Origin of the sequence: Bacteroides fluxus YIT 12057, from assembly GCF_000195635.1 — a bacterium.
Taxonomy (GTDB): domain Bacteria; phylum Bacteroidota; class Bacteroidia; order Bacteroidales; family Bacteroidaceae; genus Bacteroides; species Bacteroides fluxus.
The window spans coordinates 1-13,252 of the sequence record NZ_GL882624.1 but is presented as its reverse complement, the minus strand read 5'-3'; the positions used below and the strand labels follow the sequence as shown (position 1 = coordinate 13,252).

The 13,252-nt window shown below is 40.5% G+C and carries 13 protein-coding genes and 1 pseudogene; all 14 read left to right on the top strand.

The features are described 5' to 3' along the window. Positions 1-960, top strand: a 960-nt coding sequence (locus HMPREF9446_RS06885; RefSeq protein ID WP_009124824.1) for a PD-(D/E)XK nuclease domain-containing protein, incomplete at its 5' end; no start/stop codon positions are given. Positions 961-1,171: 211 nt separating this feature from the next. Continuing rightward, a complete protein-coding gene (locus HMPREF9446_RS06880; protein ID WP_148345752.1) occupies positions 1,172-2,647 on the top strand; it encodes an MATE family efflux transporter in 1,476 nt (491 codons plus the stop codon). Between the two features lie 69 nt (positions 2,648-2,716). Then, positions 2,717-2,953: a phosphopantetheine-binding protein gene (locus HMPREF9446_RS06875; RefSeq protein WP_009124821.1), complete on the top strand. Its 237-nt coding sequence runs from the start codon at positions 2,717-2,719 to the stop codon at positions 2,951-2,953. Beyond that, on the top strand, positions 2,946-3,692 hold the full coding sequence (locus HMPREF9446_RS06870) for an SDR family NAD(P)-dependent oxidoreductase (RefSeq protein WP_009124819.1): 747 nt from the start codon (positions 2,946-2,948) through the stop codon (positions 3,690-3,692). The genes HMPREF9446_RS06875 and HMPREF9446_RS06870 overlap by 8 nt, the downstream gene beginning before the upstream one ends. A 43-nt stretch (positions 3,693-3,735) precedes the next feature. Further along, positions 3,736-4,788, top strand: coding sequence for a 3-oxoacyl-ACP synthase III family protein (locus HMPREF9446_RS06865; RefSeq protein ID WP_009124817.1), 1,053 nt, complete (start codon positions 3,736-3,738; stop codon positions 4,786-4,788). A 14-nt stretch (positions 4,789-4,802) separates the two neighbouring features. Further along, the gene (locus HMPREF9446_RS06860) at positions 4,803-6,380 is read left to right on the top strand and encodes an HAD-IIIC family phosphatase (protein WP_009124816.1); all 1,578 of its coding nucleotides are present in this window, start codon (positions 4,803-4,805) and stop codon (positions 6,378-6,380) included. Between the two features lie 7 nt (positions 6,381-6,387). After that, positions 6,388-6,615 (top strand): acyl carrier protein, encoded by a 228-nt coding sequence (locus HMPREF9446_RS06855; RefSeq protein WP_009124815.1) that lies wholly within the window; start codon positions 6,388-6,390, stop codon positions 6,613-6,615. Positions 6,616-6,685: 70 nt separating this feature from the next. Then, on the top strand, positions 6,686-7,432 hold the full coding sequence (locus HMPREF9446_RS06850; RefSeq protein ID WP_009124814.1) for a hypothetical protein: 747 nt from the start codon (positions 6,686-6,688) through the stop codon (positions 7,430-7,432). Then, a complete protein-coding gene (gene rffA / locus HMPREF9446_RS06845; RefSeq protein ID WP_009124812.1) occupies positions 7,419-8,552 on the top strand; it encodes a dTDP-4-amino-4,6-dideoxygalactose transaminase in 1,134 nt (377 codons plus the stop codon). Before HMPREF9446_RS06850 ends, rffA begins: the two co-directional genes overlap by 14 nt. Before the next feature lie 14 nt (positions 8,553-8,566). Continuing rightward, positions 8,567-9,871, top strand: coding sequence for a glycosyltransferase (locus HMPREF9446_RS06840; RefSeq protein ID WP_009124810.1), 1,305 nt, complete (start codon positions 8,567-8,569; stop codon positions 9,869-9,871). 48 nt (positions 9,872-9,919) lie between these two features. Beyond that, positions 9,920-10,819 (top strand): glycosyltransferase family 2 protein, encoded by a 900-nt coding sequence (locus HMPREF9446_RS06835; protein WP_009124807.1) that lies wholly within the window; start codon positions 9,920-9,922, stop codon positions 10,817-10,819. After that, positions 10,779-11,596: pseudogene (locus HMPREF9446_RS17870) on the top strand (BNR repeat-containing protein). Before HMPREF9446_RS06835 ends, HMPREF9446_RS17870 begins: the two are co-directional and overlap by 41 nt. A gap of 124 nt (positions 11,597-11,720) precedes the next feature. Beyond that, positions 11,721-13,001 (top strand): nucleotide sugar dehydrogenase, encoded by a 1,281-nt coding sequence (locus HMPREF9446_RS06825; RefSeq protein ID WP_009124800.1) that lies wholly within the window; start codon positions 11,721-11,723, stop codon positions 12,999-13,001. Further along, the gene (locus HMPREF9446_RS18235; protein WP_187370977.1) at positions 12,988-13,245 is read left to right on the top strand and encodes a hypothetical protein; all 258 of its coding nucleotides are present in this window, start codon (positions 12,988-12,990) and stop codon (positions 13,243-13,245) included. Before HMPREF9446_RS06825 ends, HMPREF9446_RS18235 begins: the two co-directional genes overlap by 14 nt. Positions 13,246-13,252 lie beyond the last annotated feature (7 nt).

Below are 13,252 nucleotides of genomic sequence, written 5' to 3'. Positions count from 1 at the left end.
CAGGTCAGTGTATTCAGTGACTTGAACCAGCTGCAGGACATCAGTTTCTGGCCCGAATACTCTTCCCTATGCGGTATAACGAAAGACGAACTGGTGAAGACGTTCACTCCGGAAATACAGGGTTTGGCTGCCTTTTCCGAAACTGATTTCGAAACAATGGTTGACAAGATGACCCGTTTGTACGACGGTTATCATTTTTATCCCTACAGCGAAGGTGTCTTCAATCCTTTCAGCGTATTGAATGCATGCAAGTCGAAGACATTGAGTAATTTCTGGTTCCAGACGGGTACTCCTACCTATTTGGTTGAACTGTTGCAGCAGAGTGATTACGACCTCCGTCTCCTTATTGACGGTATGGAAGTCACTTCTTCCGCTTTCTCAGAATATCGTGCGGACGCACGCAATCCGCTCCCCATGATTTACCAGAGCGGTTACCTCACGATCAAGGGATATGACAAAGAGGTTGGTCTCTATACCTTGGGCTTCCCCAACGATGAAGTCCGTTACGGCTTTTTGAATTTTCTGGTACCCTATTATACTGAAGTGACCGACGATGAAACGGGCTTTCACATTGCCAAGTTCATGCGTGAACTGAAGGCCGGTGACGTGGATGCCTTTATGGAACGCTTGAGGGTGTTCTTTGCGGGTATTCCCTACGAGTTGAGCAACAACAATGAACGTCATTATCAGGCTATATTTCATGTTGTGTTCACACTGTTGGGGCAGTTCATCCGGAGTGAAGTCCGCAGTTCACGCGGCCGTGCCGATGCAGTGGTGATAACTCCCGATGCCGTTTATGCTTTCGAGTTCAAGCTAAACGGAACGGCGGAAGAAGCCCTGAAACAGATAGACGAGAAAGGTTATCTCATCCCTTACCGTCTGGACGGCAAGCGTTTGGTGAAGGTCGGGGTGAACTTCAGTAAAGAGACGAGGAATATTGGTGAGTATAAAATTCAATGACTGCCTATAAATTGAGTACTTGCGTATAAAATAGAGGATTGACAGATATCTATAAACTTTAAAAATCAACTTCGTTTTTCTAAAATTTTAAGAGGAAAGCTCCCCAAGGGGGGCTTTCCATACGGAATATGTCAAAATTGGGCACTTACATTATATGTCTCAATCCATAGGAAATAGCAGGCGCATTGCCAAAAATACAATTTTCTTGTATATGCGTATGCTGCTTGTGATGGGTGTAGGACTATACACATCACGAGTTGTATTGGACAAATTGGGAGTGGTGGACTATGGCCTGTTCAATACCGTTGGAGGTGTGGTGGGTATGCTCACTTTCCTCAGCGCGACACTCAGCACCAGTACATCCCGCTTTCTCACGTATGCTTTGGGAGCCGGTGATTCCGGCAGACTTAGTTACACCTTCTGCACCGCCTTCTACTCGCATCTGTTGCTGGCGTTATTGGTGGCCATATTGATGGAGACGGGTGGGTTATGGTTTGTTTGCCATAAACTGGTCATTCCGCCCGAACGGATGTATGCCGTCTTGTGGGTTTTCCATATCTCTGTGTTCACCACTTTTGTAGCCATTACCCAGGTGCCTTATACCTCTGTGATTATAGCCCATGAGAATATGAACGTCTATGCCTATTTAGGTATATTCGAGGCCGTGGCCAAGCTGGTGATAGTTTATTTGCTGGTCATATCAACTTCTGACAGGCTCATTCTTTATGCCATTCTCATTGGTGTTGTGCAATTATTGGTGGCCATCTTTTATTGGAGTTATTGTATTAGGCATTATCATGAATCTTTCCTGTTCCGCAGGTTCGACCGTAGCATATTTCACCAGATGGTTTCTTTTTCAAGCCAGAGTCTCATAGCCAATGTATCACAGATACTCTCCAATCAAGGAATCATCGTGCTGATAAACCTTTTTTTTCAGCCCGCCATTGTGGCTGCACAAGCTATTGGCAACCAAATTGCAGGAGCCCTCATGCAGTTTGTGAGTAACCTACAGACAGCCATTAACCCGCAAATCATCAAATATTATGCTGCGGGTGATTATGCTGATTTCCGTAAGCTCACGCTCAATAGCAGTATCTACGTGCACGAACTGCTACTGCTGTTGGCACTTCCGGCTATGGTGGTGATGGAACCGCTACTTGGTTTGTGGCTGGTCGATGTCCCCCCTTATGCGGTGGTGTTTACACAGTTCATCTTGCTTAAGCAGATATTCAACGTATATAGTTCCACACTTTATGTTCCCATGATCGCTTCAGGCAAGCTGAAGTCCAATTCCATGGCTGCCGTGTGGATGGGCATCGGGATGTTTGCATTTTTGTATCTGTTGCTCAAGTTGGGATGTGGAGTGATGTGGGTACAGTACATCTGCGTTATTCAGACCATCATTTTTTCTTATATTGTGAAACCTTATATCCTTTGCCGTGAGATTGGTTTTACCTGGGGCGAGATACTCGCCAATTTCCTGCAGTGCTTAAAGGTTTCGCTGCTGCCTGTGGCGGTGAGTGCAGCCTGCTACATGCTGGTTGATATTCATCATATTGTTTTTATGTTGCTGACCTGCGCAGCAATTTGCATTTCGGTATGTGTCAGCGCCTATATCACGCTTGATAAGGCTATGCGTAGTAAACTGAAAGCGTTCATTGTTTCTCGTATAACGACATTTAAATAATTTCATGAAGTTACAAGTATCATAAATAATAGAGGAATATCAAAATCGGACACTAACATTTTTATAGATATGGAATTAGAGCATTTTATTGAAAGATTCGCAGAGCAGTTTGAAGAAACAGATGCCTCTGCATTTACTGCTGACACAGAATTCAAGCAATTGGATGAATGGTCTTCGTTAATGGCGTTGTCTATTATTGCCATGATAGATGAAGAATATGAGGTAGGTATCAAAGGTGATGATATCCGTTCCGCATTGACTGTTAATGACCTTTTTATAATTGTCAAATCGAAAAGAAATGTATAATCCATTTTCTTTGGAAGGGAAAAACATTCTTATTACTGGTGCTTCATCCGGTATAGGTAGAGCTACTGCCATAGAGTGTTCCCGTATGGGAGGAAAGGTGGTGATAACTGGTCGCAACGAAGCCCGTTTGCTCGAAACTTTCAATCAGTTGGAAGGGGAAGGGCATATTTCTCTTGTGGCAGATTTGACAGACGAGCAGCAGATGGAACACTTGGTGGAGCAGCTTCCTTTGCTGCATGGTCTTGTCAATAATGCAGGTATGACAGAAACTGTTCCAACACAGTTTATTAAACGGGATAAGTTAGACAGGATTCTTGAAATCAACACAATATCTCCCATCCTGTTGACTCAAAAAATTCTGAAATCGAAGAAGATAGGAAAAGGCGGGAGTATTGTCTTTACATGTTCCATTAGTGGACCGCATGTATCCGTGGGAGGGAATGTGTTATATTCCACGTCCAAAGGTGCCATCCACGGTTTTGTAAAGAATGCAGCTTTGGACTTATCTATAAAAGGAATACGTGTTAATGAAGTCTGTCCGGGAATGATCCATACTCATATATTGGATGCCGGAGTAATAAGCGGGGAACAGTTGGAAGTGGAAGCTTCCCGGTATCCCATGAAGCGGTTTGGTAAACCGGAAGAGGTTGCTTACGGCATCATTTATCTGCTTTCGGAAGCTTCTTCATTTGTGACAGGTACAGGTATAGTAATTGACGGTGGTTTCACGTTACAATGAATAAGAATAGTTGATGGATGGTATCCGTTAAAATGATTTTTCTATGGCAATAATAAAATATCATGATGTGGGCATACGTGCAATCAGTGCGTGTGTACCTCGTAAGGTGATGTATAATAAGGATTTGACCTATCTTATATCAGAAGATGAAATAGAAAAGGTTATAAAGAATGTAGGAATTAGCGAGCGTAGATACGCAGATAAAGGAGTTTGTTCTTCGGATCTTTGTCAGAAAGCAGCTGAAAAGATGTTTGAAGACAACTCTATTGATAAAGAAGAGATTGATGCTCTTATTTTTGTGAGCCAGACTTCTGATTATCATCAACCTGCGACTGCTCCACTTCTTCAACACAAGTTGGGTTTGAGCACAAATACTCTGTGTTTTGATGTAAACTTGGCATGCTCCGGATATGTATATGGTCTTTCTATTGCTTATGCTTATGCGAGCATGCAAGGTGTCCGAAAAGTTCTTTTGCTTGTCGGAGAAACAATGTCAAAGACTGTGTCGCAACATGACAAGGTTGCCACTCCTCTGTTCGGTGATGCAGGTACTGCAACCCTTGTGTCGAGAGGTGATTTCCCTGAATCAGTCTTTTCACTGCATAGTGATGGAGAGGGAAACGATATAATTAAAATGCCTTATGGGGGATATCGCAATCCAAGCTGCCAGGAAGGTTTTCAGGAAATATCGGATACCGATGGAAATATCCGTACAGGAGAACAATTCTATATGGATGGTATGGATGTATTTAATTTTGGTATGCGTGTTGAGCCTAAAGATATTAAAATGCTTCTAAAGGAATGTGGTATGGGTGTGGACGATATTGATTTGCTGATTTATCATCAAGCCAACAAGTTTATGACTGACTTCTTTTCCAAACGTTTGAAAATGTCAACCGAAAAAACTCCCTATTGCCTGAATAAATTTGGTAATACGAGCTCTGCTTCAATCCCATTGACCATAGTTTCAGAATTGAAAGATAAATATCCGGAACGTAAACGTGTTATTGTTTCCGGGTTTGGAGCCGGTCTTTCGTGGGCAACCGGTCTGGTTGATTTGACACAATGCCGGATATCGCATCTTGTAGAATATTAATAGGTATAAGTCTTATGAGCAAATTCGTATTTCGCAATAATACGATAGAACGTTTTTTCGGCAAGGAATATTCGTTTAGTGGGTATGCTGATATCAGCATAATTCCTCAAGATGCCGAATTTTACGTGTGGTGGTACCAGGTTCCGATTAAATACGACCAGGCGCTTCTTGCCGAAGAAATCCGCGGATATGCCAGGAACTTGAACTTTGTGCTGCAACAGGTTGACAGCGGGAAAACCTTTGTGATATTGACTATGGACATACTCTATGCAGTATCTTTTATGGATGACGATTATAGGGTTCAAGAGTCCGTGTCCGATTATAATCGTGCTTTGTATGAGGCGGAAGCCTCCAATGGCAATGTGAAGGTTATTGATATCACGGAATTTACCCGTAGATATTCAGCGGAGGAACTTTTTGACTGGAAGTTCTATTTCATAAGCCAGATGGGGATGACCCCTAAATTGCATAAGGAATTCAAGGCATGGTTTGGACGTAAACTGGAAGGGATTGCCCTGAAGCGCAAGAAATGCCTTGTGCTCGATCTTGACAATACACTCTGGGGAGGCGTTTTGGGAGAAGAAGGTATAGAAGGCATACAAATCGGGGGTGATTACCCGGGCAAGGCTTTCCTTTATTTTCAGGAAGCTTTGTCGCAATTGTCGCGTTCAGGGGTTATTCTTGCCGTATGTTCCAAAAACAATGAACGGGATGTATTGGAGGCTTGGGAGAAAAATCCTTTCATGGTTCTGCGGAAAGACGCGTTTGTGTCTTACCGGATTAATTGGACCGACAAGGCTACGAACATCAAGGAACTGGCAACAGAACTCAATTTGGGATTGGATAGTTTTGTGTTTGTGGATGATAATCCGACAGAGCGTGAATTGGTGAAGCAAATGTTACCGATGGTGAGCGTTCCCGACTTTCCTGAACAGCCTTATGAGTTGCCGATTTTTTTCAAACATCTTGTTGAAGACTGTTTTAAAGTTTATTCCATAACAGATGAAGACAGGCATAAGACAGAGCAGTATAAGGCTAATGCGGCAAGAGTACAGTCCCAGAAAGTTTTTGCTGACTTTGATAAGTATCTGGAGAGTCTGGATATCCGGATTACGATAGAACCGGCTGACGAGTTTAACGTTCAGCGTATTGCTCAGATGACTCAAAAGACCAATCAGTTCAACCTTACTACAAAGAGATATACGGATGCCGATGTTCGGAACTTCATAGGGCAAGGCTGGAAGATTTGGTGTATTGGTGTAGCCGATAAATTCGGAGACAATGGCATAACCGGCACTGTGATGGTGTCCGGAGATGAAATAGACACATTCCTGTTGAGTTGCCGTATCTTGGGCAAGGGTATCGAGGTGGCGTTCATAAAAAAAGTTTGTGCGATGCTTGCCGAATCCGGGGCCGGTTCATTGAAAGCCAAATATATTCCTACAGCAAAGAACGCTCAGGTGAAAGATTTTTACGAAAAATGTGGATTTACTTGTCTGATGGAAAATCGGGACGGGAGCAAGGAATACGTCATGAATCTTCGTTCGGTAGACCTGAAAATAAAAGACTTCTATAAAATAACAATTAAATAAGAATAAGATGGAAGAGAAAGTATTGGAGATATTGCGGGAAACATTTGAATTGGATACAGTTGATGCAACTTGTTCCCAGGCTTCATGTGAGGCTTGGGATTCGATGGGGCAACTTAACCTTGTAGCGGAACTTGAGGATGTTTTTGATATCAGCCTTGAGCCGGAAGAAATAGGTGCAATGAAATGTTTTGATGATATCATCAATATTCTGAAAACAAAGGGTGTAAAACCTTGATCCTTTTCTCAAAAACAGGACATTCTGCTTGGTAGGAATGTGCCTGTAAAGTCCTTTATAATTTCGCTTCATGAAGATTACAGAATGTTATTGGGAGCTAAAAAACTTAGACTCTCATGTGGTTGAAGTATCAATAGAAAAGAATGATACTTTTGACGCAAGTAAATTTTCGTTTCCTGATAAGGATTATGTTGTAGTCAAAGTACCCGTTGGTGATACAGCGTTCAACTTCGGGTTATCTGCTTTGAACTATGTAATGATTGAATCCCAATTGTCGATGTCCAAGGCCTTGAAGTGCTATCCGTTTGAGGACCGTCTTGTAAAGTATGTCTCTTCAAAAACGGAATTGGTGGATGTAAGTACCCATGATGAATTGCAAGAGATTTTGGACGAAATGACTGTAGATATGTTTTCTACTGACCGTATTTATTTGGATCCCCATTTTGGTCCTAAAATGAGCATGAGAAGATACCGGAATTGGATGCAAGATGAATTTGAACAAGGTACTTCCCAAATATGTAAAGTGGTTGAAGAAGGTGCGGTGATCGGGTTCTTTATGTTCAAAATGGAAGGCAATGTTTGTGATGGATTATTGGGCGGAATCTTTGAAAAATATCAAAACGGTCCTTATGGTATTTTGACTCCTGTATCACCGGCCCTTTATTTGCAACGTAATAATATTGCTTGTAAGATTTTGAAGACCCATATCTCATCCAACAATATGCCTGTATTGACTCTCTATAATTATTTGGGCTATAAGATAGACCAGATAACGAATGTTTTTATTAAACACAATATTAAGAATGATACCATTTAACAAACCTTACCTTACGGGTAAGGAGGCACACTACATGTACCAAGCTGTGTTTTCGGGGAAAATTTCCGGAAACGGTATATTTACAAAGAAATGCCAATACTATTTTGAACAACGCTATGGCTATAAGAAATGTCTTTTGACCACTTCGTGTACGGATGCGCTTGAAATGGCTGCCATACTTTGTGATGTGAAGCCCGGTGATGAAGTAATAGTGCCTTCTTATACATTTGTCTCATCGGCTTTGGCCTTTGTGCGCCAAGGTGCCAAGATTGTGTTCGCCGACAGCATGGGCACCAATCCCAATATTGATGCTGACAAGTTGGAAGCTCTCATTACCCCCAAGACGAAAGTCATTGTGCCTGTACATTATGCAGGTGTGGCCTGTGATATGGACAAGATAATGGAAATTGCTGACCGTCATAATATTCTCGTGGTGGAAGATGCTGCGCAAGCCATTGATTCATACTATAAAGGCCGTCCTTTGGGTAGTATCGGTCATTTGGCGGCTTTCTCTTTTCATGAGACGAAGAACATTATTTCGGGTGAAGGGGGACTCTTGGCTATCAACGACGAACGTTTCATTCGTCGCAGCGAAATTATCTGGGAAAAAGGAACCAACCGTTCGGAGTTTTTCCGTGGTGAGGTTAATAAATATGGTTGGGTAGATACGGGTTCTTCATTCTTGCCTTCAGAGGTAATCGCAGCTTTCCTTTATGCACAACTTGAGAGCATGGAAATGATTCAGAATCGCCGTAAGGCTATTTGGGCAAAATATTATGACGGCTTGAAAGATTTGGCTGATATGGGCTTGTTCTCTACACCGGAGATTCCAACCTATGCCACTAACAATGCCCACATGTTCTATTTAGTTTGTCGTTCGCTTGAAGAACGTTCTGCTTTGATTACATATTTGAAAGAGTACGGAATATTATCAGTATTTCACTATTTAGCCCTTCATAAAAGTGATTACTATACCCGGCATTGTGCTGACCGTCCTGAACTTCCCATGTGCGACCACTATGCTGATTGTTTGGTACGGTTACCTATGTACTATGAATTGAGTGACGAGGAAATAGGGCAGATTGTGGAAGCGATACATGATTTTTACTCCAAGATATAATATGTCGATTTTTTATGAAGAAAAAACTTAATATATTGTTTCTATCCAGTAGGTTGCCTTCACACTCGGCTAACTTGGGACAAGACATCATGACTGCTTTGAAAGAGGAAGGCCATCGTGTTTCTTTTGGTTATCCCGGAATAGAAAAATTGATAGCAGAGTTGACCGATTATCCTAAAGAACATCATAACTTTTTTCAACGTGTTGCCAACAGACTGAAATTATATTATAGGCAAATCTTCAATATAGCCTATATTGATTCAAATGGCTATCTGTATTCTCCTAAAGGTTATGTGATGTTCATGCCCTTTGAAGAGAAGCCTAAAGTAGAACCTTCTATTATACTAGATAAACTGGAAGAAAATTATGACATTGCGATACTTCTTTTCTTTCAAGACATGATGACTATATCCATGGTGAAGGCCATTGATGAAAAATACCATTGTCCTGTAGTATTATTTTCTCCGGACATGTATCCGATGACGGGTGGATGCTATTATTTTAACCAATGTCGTAACTTTCGGAATGAGTGCTACGAATGTCCCATGTTCCATTCAAAAGATAGCCTCGCACATCGTAACTTCATATATAAAAAAAACATATATAGCACTACAAAAACTTGTTTTCTGAGTAATACATGGATGAAACAATTTGCCGAGATGTCGAAAATATTCGAAAATTCTTATATGGAGTTTTCTACAGCTATAATCGATGAGGATGTTTTTAAACCCATGGATAGTGCTCTCTGCCGCTGTGAACTCGGTATTCCTGAGCATGTGAAATTTGTGATATTTAATCGCTATAAAAACATGGAACGCAAGGGAATACAGTATTTTTACGAATCTATGCGCCTATTCCTGCAGAACTTGTCTGACGAAGAACGAGGTCAGGTATTATTGCTGACCATTGACAAGATTAATCCTCGGCTATCCGGTGAATTGGGTATTGAAACATTGCAGTTGGGAAGAGTAGATATGCATACACTTATAAAGGTGTATAATGCTTCAACCCTTTTTCTTTGCCCTTCTATTGATGATGCCGGACCGTCTATGATTAACCAATCTTTGTCGTGTGGTACTCCGGTAGTGGCATTCAATTCGGGGGTAGCCATTGATGTGGTGAAAACCGGATATTCGGGTTATATAGCAGATTATTTGGATTCTGACGACCTCGCTTGCGGACTGAACTATGTGTATCGAATGAATCCGCAAGAGTACGCCCTGCTTTGTGAGGGGGCTCGAAGAATGGCGCTAACGAAAAACAGCAAGAAAGCATTTAGTAGTACGGTAAAAAAAATATATGAACATTTTAATTCTTAAAGCCTGTTCGATTTGGCATTTATTCACATTCATTCCTGCTGAATTTCAATGAAAGTTTTAGTGATTATTATTTCTTATAATGCCATGCGATGGATTGACCGTTGTTTGCAGAGTGTGTTGGATTCTTCTGTTCCGGCTGATATTTATGTTATTGATAACGGTTCTACCGATCATACTCAGGAATATATACAGAAGCATTATCCACAAGTAATGTTTGTACAGAGCAAAGAAAATTTGGGTTTCGGTCGTGCTAATAATATAGGTTTGCAGTATGCCCTACAGAAATTCTATGACTATGTTTATTTGCTCAATCAAGATGCTTGGCTTATGCCAGACACATTGGAGAAGCTTATTGCTGTCAATCGGAAATTTCCCGAATATGGAGTGCTTAGCCCATTCCAGTTGCAGGGTAATGGACAGAATATAGACGTAAATTTCGTTTCAGGGGTATGTGCCTATCAATCAAACAGTAGGTTGATTAACGATCTCTATTTTGGTAAAATAGAGGCAGTCTATGAAGTGCCTGATGTGATGGCGGCTCATTGGCTTGTTAGTCGTGATTGTCTGCGTAAAGTTGGTGGCTTTTCACCTACATTTCCTCACTATGGAGAGGATAACAACTACGCTCAGCGGGTATTGTATCATGGCTTTAAGTTAGGTATAGTGCCTGCTGCTACGGCGGTGCATGATCGCGATAATCGGGCAAAGCTTACCACTAAGCAGAAGATATACCGTAACTATATTGGCTCATTAGTTACACTTAGTAATATTCATGAGCCCATTCATCATTCTCTATTATACATTTTTGCTTTTTTTTGTGTTTCTTCCATTCGATTGGCTTCTTTCGCTCAGCTCTCTTATCTCTTTAAAGTATGGTGTAGCTACCGCTTTATTCGGAGTAATAGAAATGAAAGTAAAAAAGATTGTGCCTTCTTGGTTTATGATTAAGCTTTGTACTTGTATAATGATGCGAATATTTATATTTGTTTTTGTGATATTATCTGTCTCTGCTTGTTCTGATGAACATAGTAATGAAAGAGAGTTTCCTCAAAAGTCTCTTTCCATTCTGAAATCGGATACGATTGATTTTTGTGCGTCTGATTTTAGTGTAGGATTCACTCTTTTCCGGCATAAAGCATGTTCCTATGTGGCTTATTATGATACGAATCATGTGATGACAGTGGCATCAAAAGGCGATGGTGAGAAGAAATGGAAGTATCATAAAATTAATGAGATAGTAGGTTATGATAGCCATAATTATGTAACGCTTGTTTTAGATGAAGAGGGATATATTCATCTCTCCGGCAATATGCATGCGGTACCTTTGAAATATTTTCGAAGTACTTTCCCTTATGACATAGAATCTTTGAAAACTGAAGTGATGGTGGGTGATGTAGCGGAACAGAAAGTCACATATCCTATTTTTTACAGTCGCCTGAAAATCTGATTTTTCATTTTCGTGATGGTGGATCTGGTAATGGTGTTGAGGTTTTTAATATCTATAATCCAAATACTAAGCAATGGCGTAGGATGATGGATGAACCTCTTCTTGATGGGGCAGGGCAAAGCAATGCCTATATAATTGGACCGGAAATTGGACCTAATGGAAAATATCACATGATGTGGCGTGATATCTTCGAAAGAATGTTTAATAGAGATAATATGATTAAGATGTTCAATAAGGAAAGACTGCAAGCAATTGTGAAGGAGTTATGGGATTGTTAATTGAGTGTTGTTCCATTCTATTATCTTTTGTGCTTGTTTCCTACCTTTTCTTTTATCTTTTTGACAGTGATAGATGCTTCAGCTATATATGAGCATAATTTTACTTAAAAAATAATTACATGTAATGGATTCAATTAAGATTTGCGTAATCGGTCTTGGTTACGTTGGGCTTCCTTTGGCTCGTTTGTTTTCTACCAAATTTGAAACAGTAGGTTTTGATATGAATCAGAACCGTGTGGATGCCCTAATGAAAGGTCATGATACTACTCTTGAGGTGTCGGATGAATTGCTTCAAAAAGCTATTGAAAAATATAAATTTGTTTGTACTACGAATATTGAAAAGATAAGAAACTGCAATTTCTATGTGGTTGCAGTTCCTACTCCTGTGGATGACAATAATCGTCCGGATCTTCGTCCCTTGTGGGGAGCCAGTGAAACGGTGGGTAAAGTTATCAAGAAAGGCGATATTGTAGTTTATGAATCTACTGTCTATCCTGGGGTCACTGAGGAGGAATGCTTACCTGTGGTGGAACGTGTATCTGGCTTGAAGTTCAACAAAGATTTCTTTGCAGGTTACTCTCCCGAACGTATCAATCAGGGAGATAAAGAACACACGGTAGAGAAAATAAAGAAAGTAACATCCGGTTCTACTCCGGAGATTGCGGATTTAGTGGATGCTGTTTATAATTCGGTATTGGTGAACGGAACTCATAAGGCACCAAGTATCAAGGTGGCAGAAGCCTCTAAGATTATTGAAAACTCTCAGCGTGATGTGAACATCGCTTTCATGAATGAATTAACGAAGATATTTAACGCCATGGGTATTGATACTAACGATGTGATAGAGGCTGCCGCCTCTAAATGGAACTTTATCAAGTTGAAACCGGGTTTGGTTGGTGGACATTGTATCAGTGTAGATCCTTATTATTTGATTCAGAAAGCTCAAGTATATGGTGTACTTCCAAGAGTGATGTTTTCTGCTCGCCGCTTGAATGACGGTATGGGTGATTATGTGGGCAATCAAGTGATAAAGCTGATGAATAAGAAAGGAGTGCTGGTGAAAGACAGCCGTATTTTGCTTCTTGGCTTTACGTTCAAGGAAAATTGTCCGGATGTGCGTAACACTAAAGTTATTGATATATATCACACATTAGAGGAATATACGGAAAATATTACTATTTGTGATCCTTGGGCAGATACCGATAGGGTCAAACATGAGTATGGTGTGAATTTGTCTGCTGATTCATTCGATTCTTTGAAGGGAAAATTTGATGCCGTGGTATTGGCTGTGGCTCATAAAGAATTTTTTTCCATTGATGTACGTTCATTCTTGAAAAATGAAGCAGGGGTGGTATATGATGTAAAGGGTGTTTTAAATAGAGGAATGGTTGATGGTAGATTATAAAAAGAAGCCTATTGTTTTATATGTTACACATTATTCAGAACTTTTAGGAGCTAATCGTTCACTTTTATCAGTTGTAATAGCTGTAAAGAATAAGTTATGTTTTGAACCGGTAGTATTAGTTCCTTTGTATGGTGCATTAACAAAAGAATTAGAAGCTTATGGCATCAAATATTATGTATGTCATTTTAGAGCTTCTACATTTGATAGGAAAAACCTTTTTCTGATTCTCCGCAAACACACCTAATATTTTT

Coding starts and splice junctions, on each gene's coding strand:
- HMPREF9446_RS06835 (WP_009124807.1), top strand. CDS start 9,920: ATGAAAGTTTTAGTGATTATTATTTCTTATAATGCCATGCGATGGATT.
- HMPREF9446_RS06825 (WP_009124800.1), top strand. CDS start 11,721: ATGGATTCAATTAAGATTTGCGTAATCGGTCTTGGTTACGTTGGGCTT.
- HMPREF9446_RS06840 (WP_009124810.1), top strand. CDS start 8,567: ATGAAGAAAAAACTTAATATATTGTTTCTATCCAGTAGGTTGCCTTCA.
- HMPREF9446_RS06855 (WP_009124815.1), top strand. CDS start 6,388: ATGGAAGAGAAAGTATTGGAGATATTGCGGGAAACATTTGAATTGGAT.
- HMPREF9446_RS06865 (WP_009124817.1), top strand. CDS start 3,736: ATGGCAATAATAAAATATCATGATGTGGGCATACGTGCAATCAGTGCG.
- HMPREF9446_RS06880 (WP_148345752.1), top strand. CDS start 1,172: ATGCGTATGCTGCTTGTGATGGGTGTAGGACTATACACATCACGAGTT.
- HMPREF9446_RS06850 (WP_009124814.1), top strand. CDS start 6,686: ATGAAGATTACAGAATGTTATTGGGAGCTAAAAAACTTAGACTCTCAT.
- HMPREF9446_RS06870 (WP_009124819.1), top strand. CDS start 2,946: ATGTATAATCCATTTTCTTTGGAAGGGAAAAACATTCTTATTACTGGT.
- HMPREF9446_RS18235 (WP_187370977.1), top strand. CDS start 12,988: ATGGTAGATTATAAAAAGAAGCCTATTGTTTTATATGTTACACATTAT.
- rffA (WP_009124812.1), top strand. CDS start 7,419: ATGATACCATTTAACAAACCTTACCTTACGGGTAAGGAGGCACACTAC.
- HMPREF9446_RS06860 (WP_009124816.1), top strand. CDS start 4,803: ATGAGCAAATTCGTATTTCGCAATAATACGATAGAACGTTTTTTCGGC.
- HMPREF9446_RS06875 (WP_009124821.1), top strand. CDS start 2,717: ATGGAATTAGAGCATTTTATTGAAAGATTCGCAGAGCAGTTTGAAGAA.